Here is a 16865-nt window from a genome sequence, read left to right as displayed (position 1 = left end):
AAGCTGCATGACGGTTGTTATTCCACCAAACGGCGTGTTGAACGTGCCGCGAGGCGGTGTGCTTTCATGACTGGTGTGGCCAGTCCGCTGCAGAACGGCGATCCGCCCAGCCTAGGGCCGTTCGTGATCCAGGCCCGCCTGCGGGCGGGCCCCGCCGGGCTGGTCTACCTCGCGCAGGCCCCGGACGGGCGGGCGGTGTCGGTGGCGCTGCTGACCCGCGGCGCCGCCTTCGACGCCGCCGCGCGGGATCGGTTCGTCACCGCCATCACCCAGGCCGCGCCCGAGCGCGGCGGGGTACGCGGCTGGGTGGCGCGGCGCTCGGGCCGCCGCACGGCGGTGCTGGACACCTTCCCGCCCGTGGTGGCGATGGACGTGGGCGAGGCGCCGTGGGTGGCCACGCCCTACCTGCCCGGGCGGCCCGGCGCCGAGCGGTTCCTGGAACCGGTGCTGGTCAGCGGCATGCTGATCGGCGAACGCCACGGCCCGGACTTCGTGCCGCACTGGATCTCCGACCGGGCCCCCGCGCTGCCCGCGCCGCCGCGCCCCGCGCCGCCGCCGACCGAGACTCGGCGGGCGGTGCTGGCCGCGGGCGCGGTGCTGGGGCTGATGCTGGCCCTGCTGTTCGTGGTGGGATGGCTGGTGTTCGGCCGCGCCGACGACCAGGCCCGGCCGATGCGGCCGCTGCCGCCGACGATGTTCGTGCCCACCCCGCCGCCGGTGCCGACGACGCCGATGCCCCGCGAACCGTCACCGACCCCCTCACCGAGCGAGTCGCGCCCCGGCTCGCCCGCGCCGGAGGGACGCCAGGACGGCGGCGGAGAGGCCATCTGAGCGGGCCTTCGAGCGGGGTCAGACGACGCGGACGGCGACCCCGGCGGCGGTCAGGGCGTCACGCTGGCTCCCCGGGATGCCGTCGTCGGTGACCAGTACGTCCAGCCGCTCGAGCGGGCACACCGTGCCGAACGCGGTACGCCCGAACTTCCCGGAGTCGGCGGCGGCGATCACCCGCCGGGCGGCGGCGATGGCGGCCTGCTTGACGGCGACGCCGGGCAGGTCATGGGCGGTCAGCCCGTGCTCGGTGGACAGGCCGCAGCAGCCGATGACGGCGGTGTCGAAGCGCAGCGCGGCGATGGACCGCTCGGTGAGCGGGCCGGTGAAGTCGAGCTCGCCGGGACGGACCTCGCCGCCGGGCACCACCAGCCGCACCCGCGGCGCGCCCGCCAGCTCCGTCAGTGGCTGCACGGCCAGCGGCAGCACCGTCAGGCGCCGCTCGCGCAGCGCCCTGGCCACCTCCAGGGCGGTGGTGCCGCCGTCGAGAAGGACCGCCTCGCCGTCGGCGATCAGCGCCGCGACCTCGGCGGCGATCCGCCGCTTGGCCTCCACCGCCTCCCGCTCACGGACCTGGAACGGCGGCTCCTCACCGCGCAGCAGCAGGCTGATCGCCCCGCCGCGGACCCGGCGGGCGACGCCCTGACGGGCCAGCTCGTCCAGGTCGCGGCGGATCGTCATCTCCGACACCCGGTGCCGCAGCGCCAGCTCCGCGACCGAGACGGTGTCGTTGACGCGCAGCGCGTTGACGATCTCACGCACCCGATCGGCACCTTCCATGTGTTCATATGAACACACTACGTGTTGGATCGGCAACTCGGGGCCCCTGGCGAGTGATCCCGCCCGCGGTGCAGCAGACTGCATTCATGCGCGCCGGCCGCCTGCTCTCACTGCTGATGCTCCTGCAGACCAGGGGCCGGGTCACCGCGCCGCAGATCGCCCGCGAGCTGGAGGTGTCGGTACGCACGGTGTACCGGGACGTGGAGGCCCTGTCGGCGGCGGGCGTGCCGGTGTACGCCGACCGCGGCCCCGCCGGCGGATACCGCCTCCTGGACGGCTACCGCACCCGCCTGAACGGCCTGAGCCCGCAGGAGGCCGCATCGCTGTTCCTCGCCGCACTGCCCGGCCCGGCCGCCGAGCTGGGCCTGGCCGAGGAGGCCTCGGCGGCCGGGCTGAAACTGCTCGCGGCGCTGCCGCCCGAGCCGCGCTCCCACGCCTTCCGGATGCGCGAACGATTCCACCTGGAGGTCCCCGGCTGGTACCGCGGCGCAGACGAGGTGCCGCACCTGGCCGTGGTGTCGGAGGCGGTGTGGGAGGAACGGCCGCTGCGGATCGGCTACCGCCGCTGGGGCCAGCGCGAGGTGGACCGCGTCGTGCACCCCTACGGCCTGGTCCTGAAGGGCGGCACCTGGTACCTGGTGGCGGCCGTCGCCGACACGGTCCGCACCTACCGGATCTCCCGCATCCTGTCCGCGCAGGTACTGCCCGGCACGTTCACCCGCCCCGCGGACTTCGACCTCGCGCGGTACTGGCAGCAGTGGGCCGCCGGCTTTCGCGAACGGATGTACACCGCCGAGGCGCGGCTGCGGGTCGCGCCCGACGCGTATGACATGCTGCGGCTCACCCTGACCGCCGAAGTGGTCGACACCGCGCTGGCCGGGGCGGACCCGCCGGACGCGGACGGCTGGGTGAGCATGGTGGTGCCGGTGGAGTCGATCCGCCACGCACGGTGGGTGCTGCTGCGGATGGGCGCGCAGGTGGAGGTATTGGACCCGCCGGAACTACGCGCGGCGATGGCCCGCGAGGCCGCCGCCATGGCCGCGATCTACGGCCCGCCCGCCGGGTAAAACCCGTTGCGCCGTGCCCGGGGCGTCGCGACGATTGCGCAATGCATTTCGCGGCCTTCGCAGGGGCCTGTCTTCTGATCCCGATGACGCCCGGGGTGAGCACGGCGGTCATCTTGCGCCAGACGCTGCGCGCCGGGCCAAGGCGGTGCTCGGCCGGCCGGCGGTGCGGCGGCGGCTGGAACAGGTCTCCGGCGTGGTACTGATCGGGCTGGGCGTACGGCTGGCGGCCGAGACCCGATGAGCGGGGGAGAGGGGAGCACGGTGGACGAGGTGTACTTCGAGGAGGCCGGGTCGGGGGAGCCGGTCACCGTGCTGCTGCACTCCTCGACGGCCGACGGCCGGATGTGGGACTCGCTGTGGCCCGCCCTTGCGGCCCGTTCGCGCGTGATCCGCCTGGACTTTCGCGGGTACGGCCGCACGCCGTACGCCTCGCCGGTGCCCTACAGCGACAGTGGTGATGTGGCCGCGCTGCTGGCCCGCCTGGGCCTTACGGGGGTGCTGCTGGTCGGGGCCTCCTACGGCGGGCAGGTGGCCCTGGAGGTGGCCACCGCGCACCCGGAGCGGGCCGCGGGGCTGGTGCTGCTGGACGCGGGGTGCGGCCTGCCCAGGACGCCCGATCTGCAGGCGTTCATCGCCGAGGAGGACCGGCTGCTGGAGGCGGGCGATGTCGAGGCCGCGGTACGGCTGAACGTGGACACCTGGCTCGGCCCCGACGCCGGGCCGCAGGTGCGCGAGCGGCTGGCCGGCATGCAGCGGCACGCCTTCGGGGTGCAGCTCGCCGCCGACCCGGAGCCCGAGCAGGTGCGGGGGCGCATCGACCTGGCGGGGATCGAGGTGCCGGCGCTGGTGGTGGCGGGCGCCCACGACCTGCCCTATTTCCGGGAGTGCGCCCGGCACATGGCCGAGACGATGCCGCGGGCGCGGCTGGTGGAGCTGGACTGGGCCGGTCACCTGCCGAGCATGGAACGGCCCGCCGAGATCACCGACCTGATATTTACTTTGTAAAGGCGATCGGTCGGCCAGGTTGACCGAAAAACTGAGAACGACCACTTTCACCTGGGTCGCCAGACCAGGCCGAGGTGGTCAGCGAAGCGGCGGATCGGCCTGCTCGCGTAGCCGGCGGCCGACCTCGTACATGCGGATGCCCACCAGGTCGAGCATGCGCAGAGTGTCCAGGTCCAGGTGGTCCAGGAGGCGGCGCAGGCCGGCGAGGCCGGCGTCCTGGAGTTCTTCGATGAGGGCCTTGCCCTTGGGGGTCAGTTCGACGCGGCGGACGCGGCGGTCGTCGGGGTCTTCGTGGCGGCAGGCCAGTCCGTGGCGCACCAGGCGGTCGACGATGCCGGTGACGGTGGCCAGGCTGACGCCGAGGTGGCGGGCGAGGTCTTGGCCGGAGGCCGAGCCGAGGGATGACAGCAAGACGGTGACTTGAAGCTGGCGCATTGTCAGATTTGAGGCCGGTCCGGGCAGGAATCGGCTTCGGGCAATGTATCGTGCCAGCTCATGCTGGATGCGGGCGATCCGGTCGATCAGCTCGTCGCGTTCGTCGATGTGTCTCACTCCTTGACTTCCTGAGAAGGCTATCAGGAACGAGGCGTGCGGCTAAACATTTGTGCCAGGCTAAGTGTTAGTGTGGAGCAAAACTTCGCATGTCGCTCATTTTGCCCACTGACCCTGAGGGAGTCCGTTCCCGTGACCTTCCTGGCAAGGTTGAGCCTAGCCAACCGCAGCCTCGTCATATTGATCGCGGTGGTGCTCAGCGCCTTCGGCGCCTTCGCGATCCCCGCGCTGAAGCAGCAGTTGCTGCCCTCGCTCGCCTTCCCCGGAGCGTTCGTCGTCGCCGCCTACCCCGGGGCGTCCCCGGAGATCGTCGAAGAACAGGTCGCCGAGCCCATCGAGAACTCCTTCGACGGGCTGGAAGGCGTCACCGAGATCACCTCCACTTCCCGCGAGGGTGTCGCCCAGATCCAGGTGGCCTTCGACTTCGGCGTCGATATCGACGCCGCCGTCGCCGACATGCAGCAGGCGGTCTCGCAGATCGGCCCCAGCCTGCCCGACGACGTCGACCCGCAGGTCATCGCCGGCAACACCGACGATCTGCCGGTCCTGGTGCTGGCCGTGGCCGAGGGCGGCGACCAGCGGGAGATGGCCGACAAACTCGAACGGCTCACCCTGCCGGAGATCCGCTCCGTGGAGGGGGTGCGGGAAGCCGAGGTGACCGGCGCCCGCGAGGAGAACGTCGTCATCACCCCCGACGAGAAGAAGCTGAAGAAGCACGGCCTGACAGCGGCCGCGATCGGCGAGGCGCTGCGCGCCAACGGCACCCCGGTACCCGCGGGCAACCTCACCAAGGACGACAAGACGCTGACCGTCCAGGTCGGCTCCCGCATCGAGACCATCGAGGACCTGAAGAACCTCTACCTGGCGCCCTCACCCGCCCAGCTGCAACAAGCCCAGCAGCAGGCACAACTTCAGGCCCAGCAGCAGGCCGCCCAGCAGGCGCAGCGCCAGGCCATGCCCGGCCAGGGCACGCCGCCGAAGGCCCCGCCCGCCGCCAAACCCGCCAAACCCGCCAAACCCGTCAAGCCGGTCAAGCCGGTCAAACTCGGCGAGGTCGCCGATGTGGAGCGGGAGATCGCCGAGGCCGCCACGCTGACCCGCACCGACGGTGAGCCCAGCCTTGGCGTGTCGATCACCATGACCCCCGACGGCAACGCGGTGGCGATCTCGCACGCCGTACGCGACAAGATCCCCGCCCTGACGGCCGCCCTCGGCAACGTGCCCGTCACCGTCGTGTTCGACCAGGCCCCCTACGTCGAGCGAGCGATCAAGGACCTCACCACCGAGGGGCTGCTCGGCCTCGCCTTCGCCGTCCTGGTCATCTTGGTCTTCCTGCTGTCGCTGCGCTCCACCCTCGTCACCGCCGTCTCCATCCCACTGTCGGTGATCATCGCGCTCATCGCCCTGTGGGTCGGCGACTACTCGCTGAACATGCTCACCCTCGGCGCGCTGACCATCGCCGTCGGCCGCGTCGTGGACGACTCCATCGTGGTCCTGGAGAACATCAAACGCCACCTGGCCTACGGCGAACCCAAACGCACCGCCGTGACCTCCGCCGTGCGGGAGGTCAGCGGCGCGGTCACCGCCTCCACCCTGACGACCGTCGCGGTGTTCCTGCCGATCGCCGTCGTCGGCGGAATGGTCGGCGAACTGTTCGCCCCCTTCGCCATCACCGTGACCGTGGCACTGCTGGCGTCCCTGGTGGTGTCCCTGACCGTCATCCCGGTACTGGCCTACTGGTTCCTCAAGGCCCCCTCCGCCACCCCCGCCGAGATGCAGGCCATCCGCGAACGCGCCGAAGCCAAGGAACTGCGCAGCCCGCTGCAACGCGCCTACCTGCCGGTACTGCGCTTCGCGACCCGGCGCCGGCTGATCACCCTGCTCGCCGGGATCGTCATCTTCGCCGGCACGGTGGGCCTGGCCGGGCGCCTGGAGACCAACTTCCTGTCCGCTGCGGGACAGAACACCCTGTCCATGACCCAGCGGATGCCGGCCGGCACCGATCTGGCCACCACCGACGCCGCCGCCAAGAAGGTCGAAGAGGTCCTGGCCGCAGTGCGGGGCGTACGGTCCTACCAGGTCAACGTCGGCTCGGGCGGCAGAGTCATGGGCATGCCCAGCGGCGGCGGCGCCGACCGGTCCTCCTTCTCCGTCACCCTGGACGAGGAGGCCGACAGCGCGGCCGTACAGGAGCAGATCCGCACCGCGGTGGCCGCGCTTTCGGGCGTGGGGGAGATCACCATCAGTGAGCAGGGCGGCGGCCCCGGCTTCTCCGCCAACGAGATGCAGGTCATCGTGCGCGCCCCGGACACCGACACGCTACGTCGCGCGGCCGAGACCGTCACCTCCACCATGGCGGGCGTGCCCGGCCTTTCCGAGGTGGCCTCCAACCTTGAGGCCAGCGCCCGGAGGGTCGAGGTACGCGTGGACCGCCGCGAGGCCGCCGAGCGGGGCCTGGGCGAGACGGCGATCGGCCAGGCCGTCGCCCAGGCGTTCCGCGGCGCCCCGCTGGGGCGCCTCACGCTGGACGGCCGCGCCGGCGACCTGGTCCTGCGCGGCGATGACGCCCCCGAATCGCTGTCGCAGATCCGTGAACTGGAGCTGCCCACCGCGACCGGCACCGTCGAACTCGACGATGTCGCGAACGTCTCGGAGGTCGACGGCCCGACGCAGGTCACCCGGATCGACGGCGAGCGCAGCGCCACCGTCACCGGCCGCGCCACCGCCAGCGACCTGGGCAGCGTCACCACCGCCCTGACCGCCCAGCTCAACGGCCTGGACCTGCCCGCGGGCGCCACCTGGAGCGTCGGCGGTGTAAGCGCCGACCAGGAAAAAGCGTTCGCCGACCTGGGGGTGGCGTTGATCGCCGCCATCGCCATCGTCTTCATGATCATGGTGGCGGCGTTCCGCAGCTTCGTCCAGCCGCTGATCCTGCTGGTGTCGGTGCCGTTCGCGGCGACCGGCGCGCTCGGGCTGCTGCTGGCCACCGGCACCCCGCTGGGCGTCCCGGCGCTGATCGGGATGCTGATGCTGATCGGCATCGTGGTCACCAACGCGATCGTGCTGATCGACCTGATCAACCAGTACCGGGCGCAGGGCATGGGCGTGGTGGAGGCCGTGATGGAAGGCGGCCGCCGCCGGCTGCGGCCGATCCTGATGACCGCCGTGGCGACCATCTGCGCGCTGATCCCGATGGCGCTGGGACTGACCGGCTCCGGCGGGTTCATCTCCCAGCCGCTGGCCATCGTGGTGATCGGCGGCCTGGTGTCCTCCACCCTGATCACTCTGATCATGGTGCCGACCTTGTACACGATGGTCGAACGCACCAAGGAACGCCTGCGCCGCAAGCCCGCGGGCGGCCAGCACGCCGCCGGGACGGAGAGCGGCGGCAGGCAGCTGCAGGCCACCGCACCCAAGTAAACCCGGCCCGGCCGGTGGGGACGCCTGCGCGCCCCCACCGGCCGCCACCCGCCCGACCGGCCGATAAACTGCGGCGATGTGACCGACAAGCCGCACATTCCCAACGTCCTGGCCGCCCGCTACGCCTCACCGGAGCTCACCCGCATCTGGTCCCCGCGGCACAAGGTGATCGCCGAGCGCCAGCTGTGGCTCGCGGTCCTCAAAGCCCAGGCCGACCTGGGAGTGACGGTCCCGCCCACGGCGATCAGCGACTACGAGAAGGTCATCGACGACGTCGACACCGACTCCATCGCCGCCCGCGAACGCCTGACCCGCCACGACGTCAAGGCCCGCATCGAGGAGTTCAACGCCCTGGCCGGGCACGAGCACATCCACAAGGGCATGACCTCGCGCGACCTCACCGAGAACGTCGAGCAACTCCAGATCCGCGACAGCCTGACGCACGTACGCGACCGGTGCGTGGCCCTACTGGCCCGCCTGGCGTCCCTGGCCGCCGAACACTCCGCGACCGTCATCACCGGCCGCTCCCACAACGTCCCCGCCCAGGCCACCACCCTCGGCAAACGCTTCGCCACCGCCGCCGAAGAACTCCTGGCCGCCTACACCCGCCTGGACGGCCTGCTGGACCGCTACCCGCTGCGCGGCGTCAAAGGCCCCGTCGGCACCGCCCAGGACATGCTCGACCTCCTCGGCGGCAGCCCCGACCGGCTCACCGAACTCGAAGACCGCGTCGCCGCCCACCTCGGCTTCACCCACCGCCTGGGCAGCGTCGGGCAGGTCTACCCGCGTTCCCTGGACTACGAGGTCCTCACCACCCTGGTGCAACTCGCCGCCGCCCCCGCCAGCCTCGCCCTTTCCGTACGGCTGATGGCCGGCCACGAACTGGTCACCGAAGGCTTCAAGGAAGGGCAGGTCGGCTCCTCGGCCATGCCGCACAAGATGAACACCCGCTCTTGCGAGCGAATCGGCGGCCTCGCGGTCGTGCTGCGCGGATACGCCGCGATGAGCGGCGAACTGGCCGGCGGCCAATGGAACGAAGGCGACGTCTCCTGCTCGGTCGTACGGCGCGTGGCGCTACCCGACGCGTTCTTCGCCTTCGACGGCCTGACCGAGACCACCTTGACGGTACTGGCCGAATTCGGCGCCTTCCCCGCCGTCATCGACGCCGAACTACGCCGCTACCTGCCGTTCCTGGCCACCACCAAGATGCTGATGGCCGCCGTGCGCGCCGGAGTGGGCCGCGAGACCGCACACGAACTGATCAAGGAACACGCGGTCGCCGCCGCACTGGACATGCGCTCCCACGGCGGCGGCAACACCCTTCCCGCCCGCCTGGGCGCCGACACCCGCTTCCCCCTGGACGAGACGGCCATCACCGGCCTGCTGGAGGACACCACGTCCTTCACCGGCGCCGCCCAGGCACAGGTCGCCGACGTCGTCACCCGCATCGGCCGGATCACCGCCCGCCACCCCGCCGCCGCCGCCTACACCCCGGCCGCCATCTTGTGATCACCGAGGTGACCCGCCTGACGGAGATCTCCGCCGTCGCCGGCGACGACTCGCTGGTCATGTGGGCCGCCCAGCGGCTCGACGGCGGAGTGCGCGCGTTCCGGCTGGGCGACGCCGTGGCGGTGGCCAGCCCCGACCTGTGCCGCCGCGACCGCCTGGCCGTTGCCGGGCCCGCCGCCGCCGCGGCACGCCTGGTGACGCACACGCTGGGGGAGTGCGGCGCCACCTACCGCCCGCTCGGCGGCGACGAACTCATCACCGAGATCACCCGCCGCGTCCGCGAACTGAAGGTGGCCGCCCGGTTCGCGTGGATGGACACCAGCACACCACCCCCGCCCGGCCCGCCCAGCCCGCCCAGCCCGCCCGGCCCGCCCGGCGGGCCGGGCGGGGGAGCGGTATGGCTACCGGCCACCGCGGCAGGGGAGGTCACCGCGCTGCTCGCCCAGGCCAGCCCCGACGCCTACGCCCTACCCGGCCTGCCCGGCGTCCGCGCCTGGGCCGGCATCCGCGACGGCCACACCCTCACCGCCGTCGCCGCCGACGCCTGGAGCGCCCCCACCGCGGGCCTGCTCGCCGGAGTCGCCACCGCGTTACCGGCCCGCCGCAGGGGACTGGGGGAGCGGGTGTGCCGGTTCGTCACCGACCACCTGATCGCCGCACACGGCCGCGCCTGCCTGATGGCCGACGGCTGGAACACCACCGCCATCGCCCTGTACCAGCGGCTCGGCTACCACCTGCACCAGGCCGCCGTCGCCGAGACCACCCCCGGCTAGGACCCGCCGCGAGCGGCGTTGGCGGCGATCGCGTCCCGCACATAGACGGCGAGCCCCGGCGCGACCCCCTCGAAGTTCACCGCGAACCGCTCATCGGCCACGTACATCTCACCCAGCCCCCGGTGAATGTCGTACCCGCAGTCATAGAACCAGCGGGTGATGTGCCCGCGATGCCGCTCGGCCAGATCCATCGCGGCCGCCCCGCCCGGCGGCTCACCCGCGGCGAACACCGCCGCCAGGCCCGCAACGATCTCCTCGCCCTCCTCGCGGAGCCGCAGCCAGTCCTGCTTGGTGTAGGCCGCGACCCTGCGCCGGCTCTCGGCGAACTCCCGCCCGCCGCCCCAGCGTTCCTCCGCCTCGGCCTCATGCTCCTCCGGCCGGAACTCCCCGAACACCTCAAGCCGCTCGGCCGGTGACAGATCGAATCCCATCGTGTGCGCCTCCATGGCGAGTTCGACGGCGGCGGCCATCTCCCGAAGCCGGGCGATACGCCGCATCAGCAACTCGTGCTGCCGCCGCAGATGTGTCATCCGGTCGGCGCCGGGCTCGGCCAAGATCGCCGCGATCTCCTCCAGGGCGAACCCCAGCTCGCGGTAGAACAACACCTGCTCCAGCCGCTCAAGGTCACCATCGGTGTAGTACCGGTAACCCGACGCGGCCCGCTCCCCGGGGGTGAGCAGCCCGATCTCGTCATAGTGGTGCAACGTCCGGACGGTGATACCCGCCAGCCGCGCCACCTGCCCCACCGGCAACCCCACGCGCCCACCGCCTCCCCTTCTTACGCCTCCCAGGCTGCCCCCTGACGTTAGGTGAGAGTCAAGCCCGGCAAGGGAAACCCCCGCCGGCCCGGCCGCGCCGCCGTACCGCGATGACGCTCATCACCGGCGCGGCAGGAAAGCGGCGAACACCGCGGACAACAGCACCAGCGCGGCGACACCCGTGTTCGTGACCGCCGCGGCGGCCGCGACGGAACCGAAAGGAAAACCCAGGAACACCGCACCCAGCCCCGCGACCCCGGCGACCTGACCGAGCTGAGTGACCGTCGACATGACCCCGCTCGCGTCCGCCGCGTCCACCGGCATGACCCGGCTCAACGCCGCACTGAGAACCGAGCTGAAAGCCAGCCCCATGCCGACGCCGGACACCACGCCGGCGACCTGATACAAAAAGCCGGGCGAACCCAGGCGCGCCGTGATGAAGGCCACCGCGAGATAGCCCGCAGCCGACAGCGCCGGCCCCGCCGGAACCACACGGCGGTGGAACCGGGCAGGGACCCGCCGCCAGCTCAAGCTCGCCGCACCGAAACCCACCGAGGACAACACGAAGGCCAGACTCGATCGCAGGGGAGACAGACCCAGGCCATCGTGCAGATACAGCGCCATGGTGAACAGAAACCCGGCATACCCGGCCATCATCGAGAAGATGGACGCCGCGGCGAGGACCAGACCGGGGGAGCGGAGCACGCAGCCGGGGATCAACGGGGCGGCCGCGCGGCGCTGCGTGGCCACGAACACGACGGCGAAAACGGCACCGGCGGGCACCATCGCCCAGCCCCAGACGGGCCGGCCGAGCTCACGGCCGAGCACCAGCGGCGTCACCAGCAGCAACACGGCGGGCGAGAACGTCACCAGGCCGGGCAGATCGAGCCCCGTGGTGGCGCCGGGACGGTCGGCGGGCAGCAGCCGCACCCCCGCCGCCAGCAGTACCACGCCGATGGGCACGTTCACCAGGAAGATCGGGCGCCATCCGGTGCCCGCGATGTCCGCGCCCGTCAAGACCCCGCCCAGGATCTGACCGGCGACCGCCGCGCCGGACAGCACACTGGAGTACACGCTGAAGGCCCTGGCGCGGGCGGCACCGTCGAGGGTGAGCTGAATCAGGCTGAGCACCTGCGGCACCAGTAGCGCCGCCCCCGCCCCCTGGAAGAGGCGGAACGCGATGAGCTGGGCGGTGGTGGCCGCCAGCCCGCAGGCGAGCGAGGCGGCGGTGAAGAGCACGAGCCCGGCCTGGAACAGACGCCGATGGCCGAACCTGCGGCCCAGACGTGCCCCGGTGATGAGCAGCATCGCGTACACGATCGTGTAACCGGCCACGACGAGCTGCAACGCGGCGCCCGAGCTTTCCAGGTCGGCGCGGATGGCCGGAGCCGCGACGGTCACGATGGTGGCGTCCAGGATCGCCATGAACTGGCCAAGGAGGATCACAGCGAGCAGCCCGCCGCTTCTGCCCGTCCTGATCGAAGACGAGGAGGTGGAGGTGGTCATGAACTCCAAGCGTGTGGTGACGCGGCGGACGGCGGCAGGGCGTCCTCATCCAGGTAGCGATACCACCTGGCACCAGGACCGGCGGATGGGCCAGGCTGGGGGAGTGTCCTCGAAGAACCTCCGGGTGCAGCGCCGTGGCGAGCTGGCGACGTTCCTGCGCAGCCGGCGTGAGCGCATCACCCCTGATGATGTGGGTCTTGCGCCGGGGATACGCAGGCGCACGCCCGGGCTGCGCCGCGAGGAGGTCGCCCTGCTGGCCGGAGTGGGGGTGACCTGGTACACGTGGCTGGAACAAGGCCGGCCGATCAACCCCAGCGTCGCCGTGCTCGACGCGATCGCCGGTACGCTCCGCCTCAGCCATGCCGAACGGGAGCACCTCTACCGGCTCGCCGGCGTGCCCGTGCTCCCGGCCGCCGAGGAACACGGGATGCTCGATCCTCAGGTTCAGCTCATCCTCGACACGCTCAATCCGCTGGCCGCGGCGGTCTACTCCAGCCGCTTCGACCTGCTCGCCTGGAACGGCACGTTCACGGGCCTGTTCCCCGCCTTCGTGGCCGCCGCGCCCGAGCGGCGCAACGCCATCTGGGAGCACTTCACCAGTCCGCCCTGCTGCAACCCGTTCGTTGACCCGCATGCCGAGGTCAGGCCCCTAGTGGCGATGCTGCGGGCCGCCTTCGGCCGTCATCTGGCCGAGCCCGCCTGGACGGGATTCGTCCGCCTGTTGTCGGCGGAAAGCTCCGCGTTCGCCCGCATGTGGAGTGCGCACGACGTCGCCGAGCCGGGGCCGCATGTCAAGGTCTTGCGCTATGAGGAGGTGGGCGAGATACGGCTGACCACCACCACGCTCACCGTGGTGGGCATGCCCGAGGCCCGGCTGGTCGTCTACACGCCGGCAGGAGAGGCGTCACGGCAGCGCCTGGCCCGGCTGGCCGCCCGTCCGTCCAGGCACTGCTCGCTGCCCGAGCATCGGCACACGCGTCTGGGCACCCGGACCGAAGCGGACGGCGGCCTTGGGGGCATCGGTTCAGCCCTTGGCACTGCCGGCGGGTGACATGTGAGGCGCGGGGAGGGGCCCGATCTCGCGTTACTTGACATAATGTTCATTATCGAGCATTCGCAGGAGGGGGTGGAATGCGGTGAAACGTCGTACGATCACACCGTGGCCGGACTTGGACCAGCAGAACTGTTCGTCATCAGCGGCATGCTCATCTTCGCCGTGCTCGTGGTGATCGGCATCGCCGCCGTGGCGCGTGCGGCCGCCCGCAACAGGCCTCCGCAGATCCCGCGGCCGCTGCCGGATGTGCCGCACGATCTTCGGTCCCGGGTACGCGCGCTCACCGACGACGGTCGCATGATCCACGCGATCAAGCTGATCAGGGAGGAGACCGCGATGGGCCTGAAGGACGCCAAGCTGACCGCCGAGGCGATCGCCGCCGGGCGGCCTGTGCCCGCCCCGGTCGCTCACGCGGTGTCACCGTTGGCCGGCACCTTGGCCGGGCGTGCCCGTGAGCTGAAGGCGTCCGGGCGGTTTGAGCAGGCGGTTCATCTGGTCCGGGGTGAGACCGGGATGGGTCAGAGCGAGGCGACGGCGTTCGTGAGCGCGCTTGAGCCGGAGGCCGATACCGCCTGACCTGCGAAAATATATGCGATACCGGACAGAAGGTGGATTCTGTCCGGTATCAGAATGTGTTGTTTTTTCATGTCTTTTCGGTGGTTTTCGCCCATGTAAAGGACGCTGGGGCCCGGTCTCGGCCGTCTGTTGCCCCGGCCGGTGCCCACGCCGTACATCATGGCCGGTACCCGCCCCCGCAGGGCTCTCCGAAAGACTCGCCGACTCCCCCAGCGCCCCCTGAAGCCCACCACTCCCCCGAGTTCTGTCAGATCGGAACGCGGTCGTGATGTTCGATCACGTCGCGGAGTTGTGATCGGGCGGTGACGCCCAGTTTCGGGAACACCCGGTACAGGTGGGAGCCGACCGTACGCGGCGAAAGATACAGCCTCTCCCCGATCTCCCGGTTGGTCAGGCCGAGCGCCGCGAGCCGGACGATCTGCTGCTGCTGGGGGCTCAGTTCGGTCAGGCCGCCGGGCGCCGCGCCGCCTGCGGCGTCGATGCCCGCGGCCCGCAGTTCCGCCTGGGCCCGCGTGGCCCATGGCCGGGCGCCGAGTCGTTGGAAGGTGTCCAGTGCCGAGGTCAGCAATGGGCGGGCTTCGGTGATGCGGCGTTGTCTTCTGAGCCATTCGCCGTAGTCCAGCCGGGTCTGTGCGCGCTCGAACGGCCGCTGCTCGCCCGTTTCGTCGGCCAGGGCCGCCTGGAAGTACGGTTCGGCGTGGCCGGGGGCGGCGAGCAGGGCGCGGCCTCGGTCGAGCAGGGCGGTGATCCGGGCCGATGCGCCCGTGCCGAGGTGTTGCGCCGATCGTTCCAGCAGGCCGGTGGCGGCCTTGTGGTGTCCTCGGCGGGCGGCCGAGGCGGCGAGTTCGGCCAGGACGGTGTAGGAGACGTGGTAGTGGACGGGGTCGCCGTCGCCGGTGAAGGCGGAGCGGAAGTGGGTGTAGGCGGTGTCGTGGTCGCCTTCGGCGGCTGCGGCCAGGCCGAGGGCGCGGTGGGCGGCGACCGTGATGGAGCGGCTTTGCAGCGGGTCGATGAGGGTCAGTGCGCGCTGGGCGCGGTGGCGTGCCTCGGTGGTGTCTCCGAGGAGGGCGTGCGTTGTCGCGTCGAGCGCTTGTGCGCAGGCTTCGGCGTGGTCCAGTCCGGTCGCTTGGGCCATTGCGGTGATCTCGGCGGCGACCGCGCGGGCTTCGGTCCAGCGGCCCTGTTCCAGGTAGGCCCAGCCGACGGCGCATCCAAGGCCGTCGGGGAGGGAGCCGCGGGTCTGCCATCGGTCGTGTGCCTGGTCGAAGGTGCTGGTGGCCAGGGCGGTGTGGTCCAGGATCCAGGCGATGGCGGCGAGTGCGGTCAGGCGGGCGGGGTCGTCTGCGGCTTCGGCGATGAGTGCGGGCAGTGCCGGGGTGATGGAGGCGCCGGTGCCGCTGGGGTCGCTGATGGCCCGTACCCAGGCGTGCAGGGTGCCTTCGGTGGTGGAGTCGGGTGCGGCGGGGAGCAGGTCGTGGATCTGGTGTAGCTGGGTTTGCTCGCCGGAGTAGTAGCGGACGATCGCGGCCGCGGCGAGCGCGTCCAGTACGCGGGGCGGGCAGGTGGCCGCCGCCTCGCGGGCGAGGCGGGTCAGCTGGGCGAAGGCGGCGGTGTGGTGGCGGCGCAGGGTCATGAGTTGTGCGGTGGCGAGGGAGGCCCTGTTGGTGAGTGCCGGATCGTCGCTGTGCCGGCGTACCTGGGCGGCCAGGTGTTCCACCCAGCCGAGTTGGCCGGTGTAGACGGCGGTGGCGGCGGCTTCGGTCAGCAGGCGTGCCTGGTGGGCGCGGTGCGGGTTCAGTTCCGCGGCGCGCTGGAGGGCGGCGGTGGCGGCGGCGTGGCCGCCGCGGCGTCGTGCCCGGTCGGCGGTCTGTCGCAGGGCGGCGGAGATCGTCTCGTCGGGGCGTGTGGTGGCGGCGGCGAGGTGCCAGGCGCGGCGGTCGGGTTCTTGGCTGTGGCGGGCGAGGGTGAGGTGGGCTTGTCTGCGTTCTTCGAGGGAGGCGGCGTGGTAGACGGCCGAGCGGATGAGTGGGTGGCGGAAGGTGATCCGGGGGCCGTCCTGGCGGAGCAGCCTGGCCTGTTCCGCGGGTGCCCATGCCGTGTCGTCGGCTTCGGGCAGGCCGTGGGCGGCGGCCGGTACGTCTGTCGTGTCGGCAGCGGCGAGGAGGAGCAGCGTGCGGCGGGTTGCCTCTGGCAGGGATCGCGCCTGTTCGGCGTAGATCTGCTCCAGCCGGTCGGTGATGGGCAGTGGGCCTTCGATGCCGCTGCCGGCGGGGGGCCGGGTGGCGGCGGCGCGGGTGAGTTCGATCAGGGCCAGCGGGTTGCCGGCGGCCTCTTGCAGGATCCGTGTGCGGGTTCGGCCGGTGGGTGGCGCCGGTTGCCGGTCGAGCAGGCGGTTGGCCGCTTCGCCGTTCAGGGGGCCGATCTGCAGGTGCCGGTGTCCTTCGTCGAGGCCGGGCAGGGCGGCGGCGGCGCGTACGCCGGCCAGGAGTGTGATGGGTTGGCCGTTCATGCGCCGGGCGGTGAAGGAGATGACGTCCAGTGATGCGCGGTCGATCCATTGGGCGTCGTCGATGATCAGGAGCAGTGGGGCGTGCCGTGCCAGGTTCGTGGCCAGGGTGATTAGAGCCGATCCGGTGAGCATGCCGTCGGGTGGCCGGGTGGGTTCGTCCAGGCGCAGGACGGTGCGCAGAGCGGCGCGCTGCCGTGGCGGGAGGTTGTCGAGTTCGCCGAGGACCGGGTGGAGCATCTGGTGAAGGGCGGCGAAGTCGAGGTGCGTTTCGGATGGAGTGCCGGCCGCGCGTAGTACCTGTCCGCCTTCGCGGCGTGTGTGGTCGGCCGCGAAGTCGAGGAGCGTGCTCTTGCCGGTGCCGGGGTCGCCGGTGAGGATGAGGACCTCGCTGTGGGAGCGGCCGGCGGTGAGGCGCCGCGTGATCTCGGCGGTTTCGGTTTCCCGGCCCGCCATCGGCGGCTGGAGGTCGTGTGTCGGGCTCTGGTTCCCTTCGGCCCTTCCACCGTTTCGCACGGCTGCGCAACGCGT

General features: G+C 71.6%; 13 protein-coding genes. 8 read left to right on the top strand and 5 right to left on the bottom strand.

The features are described 5' to 3' along the window. The first annotated feature begins 66 nt into the window (after nt 1-66). Complete coding sequence (locus DP939_RS16545) at nt 67-831, top strand: hypothetical protein (protein WP_113981605.1); 765 nt, start codon at nt 67-69, stop codon at nt 829-831. Nucleotides 832-849: 18 nt separating this feature from the next. Here the strand turns inward: DP939_RS16545 and DP939_RS16540 are convergent, their stop codons facing one another. Beyond that, nucleotides 850-1590: a DeoR/GlpR family DNA-binding transcription regulator gene (locus tag DP939_RS16540; RefSeq protein WP_318656289.1), complete on the bottom strand. Its 741-nt coding sequence runs from the start codon at nt 1588-1590 to the stop codon at nt 850-852. Between the two features lie 104 nt (nt 1591-1694). Between DP939_RS16540 and DP939_RS16535 the strand changes: the two genes are divergently transcribed. Beyond that, the gene (locus DP939_RS16535) at nt 1695-2675 is read left to right on the top strand and encodes a helix-turn-helix transcriptional regulator (protein WP_113981603.1); all 981 of its coding nucleotides are present in this window, start codon (nt 1695-1697) and stop codon (nt 2673-2675) included. 237 nt (nt 2676-2912) lie between these two features. After that, complete coding sequence (locus DP939_RS16530; protein WP_113981602.1) at nt 2913-3680, top strand: alpha/beta fold hydrolase; 768 nt, start codon at nt 2913-2915, stop codon at nt 3678-3680. A 78-nt stretch (nt 3681-3758) separates the two neighbouring features. Here DP939_RS16530 and DP939_RS16525 read toward each other — a convergent pair whose 3' ends face one another. Continuing rightward, nucleotides 3759-4115 carry a MarR family transcriptional regulator gene (locus DP939_RS16525; protein WP_113981860.1) on the bottom strand — a complete coding sequence of 119 codons (357 nt, stop codon included), beginning with the start codon at nt 4113-4115 and terminating at the stop codon, nt 3759-3761. 267 nt (nt 4116-4382) lie between these two features. Between DP939_RS16525 and DP939_RS16520 the strand changes: the two genes are divergently transcribed. The 3 genes from DP939_RS16520 (at nt 4383) to DP939_RS16510 (ending at nt 9934) form a co-directional block, all read left to right on the top strand. After that, nucleotides 4383-7652: an efflux RND transporter permease subunit gene (locus DP939_RS16520; protein WP_263972327.1), complete on the top strand. Its 3270-nt coding sequence runs from the start codon at nt 4383-4385 to the stop codon at nt 7650-7652. A gap of 78 nt (nt 7653-7730) precedes the next feature. After that, on the top strand, nt 7731-9161 hold the full coding sequence (gene purB, locus DP939_RS16515) for an adenylosuccinate lyase (protein ID WP_113981600.1): 1431 nt from the start codon (nt 7731-7733) through the stop codon (nt 9159-9161). 8 nt (nt 9162-9169) lie between these two features. Next, nucleotides 9170-9934, top strand: coding sequence for a GNAT family N-acetyltransferase (locus tag DP939_RS16510; protein WP_199565206.1), 765 nt, complete (start codon nt 9170-9172; stop codon nt 9932-9934). Here DP939_RS16510 and DP939_RS16505 read toward each other — a convergent pair. Both DP939_RS16505 and DP939_RS16500 read right to left on the bottom strand, forming a co-directional pair. Next, on the bottom strand, nt 9931-10692 hold the full coding sequence (locus DP939_RS16505; RefSeq protein WP_113981599.1) for a MerR family transcriptional regulator: 762 nt from the start codon (nt 10690-10692) through the stop codon (nt 9931-9933). The two genes, DP939_RS16510 and DP939_RS16505, sit on opposite strands and share 4 nt — an antisense overlap. A 120-nt stretch (nt 10693-10812) precedes the next feature. Next, entirely contained in the window at nt 10813-12198 is a 1386-nt protein-coding gene (locus DP939_RS16500; protein WP_113981858.1) for an MFS transporter, read from the bottom strand. 103 nt (nt 12199-12301) lie between these two features. Between DP939_RS16500 and DP939_RS16495 the strand changes: the two genes are divergently transcribed. Together DP939_RS16495 and DP939_RS16490 are read left to right on the top strand one after the other, a co-directional pair. Further along, the gene (locus tag DP939_RS16495) at nt 12302-13249 is read left to right on the top strand and encodes a helix-turn-helix transcriptional regulator (protein ID WP_225878290.1); all 948 of its coding nucleotides are present in this window, start codon (nt 12302-12304) and stop codon (nt 13247-13249) included. Nucleotides 13250-13252: 3 nt separating this feature from the next. Beyond that, on the top strand, nt 13253-13828 hold the full coding sequence (locus DP939_RS16490) for a hypothetical protein (RefSeq protein WP_147268020.1): 576 nt from the start codon (nt 13253-13255) through the stop codon (nt 13826-13828). A 247-nt stretch (nt 13829-14075) separates the two neighbouring features. Here the strand turns inward: DP939_RS16490 and DP939_RS16485 are convergent, their stop codons facing one another. Next, the gene (locus tag DP939_RS16485) at nt 14076-16790 is read right to left on the bottom strand and encodes an AAA family ATPase (protein WP_113981596.1); all 2715 of its coding nucleotides are present in this window, start codon (nt 16788-16790) and stop codon (nt 14076-14078) included. Nucleotides 16791-16865: the final 75 nt, after the last annotated feature.

Origin of the sequence: Spongiactinospora rosea, assembly GCF_003315795.1 — a bacterium.
Lineage (GTDB): Bacteria > Actinomycetota > Actinomycetes > Streptosporangiales > Streptosporangiaceae > Spongiactinospora > Spongiactinospora rosea.
Note: the sequence above shows the minus strand (reverse complement) of the source record. Positions and strands in the feature narration are given on the sequence as shown.

Excerpts from the sequence above, each read along its gene's own strand:
- DP939_RS16485 (WP_113981596.1), bottom strand. The coding sequence starts at position 16,790 with ATGGCGGGCCGGGAAACCGAAACCGCCGAGATCACGCGGCGCCTCACC.
- DP939_RS16535 (WP_113981603.1), top strand. The coding sequence starts at position 1,695 with ATGCGCGCCGGCCGCCTGCTCTCACTGCTGATGCTCCTGCAGACCAGG.
- DP939_RS16530 (WP_113981602.1), top strand. The coding sequence starts at position 2,913 with ATGAGCGGGGGAGAGGGGAGCACGGTGGACGAGGTGTACTTCGAGGAG.
- DP939_RS16545 (WP_113981605.1), top strand. The coding sequence starts at position 67 with ATGACTGGTGTGGCCAGTCCGCTGCAGAACGGCGATCCGCCCAGCCTA.
- DP939_RS16525 (WP_113981860.1), bottom strand. The coding sequence starts at position 4,115 with ATGCGCCAGCTTCAAGTCACCGTCTTGCTGTCATCCCTCGGCTCGGCC.
- DP939_RS16500 (WP_113981858.1), bottom strand. The coding sequence starts at position 12,198 with ATGACCACCTCCACCTCCTCGTCTTCGATCAGGACGGGCAGAAGCGGC.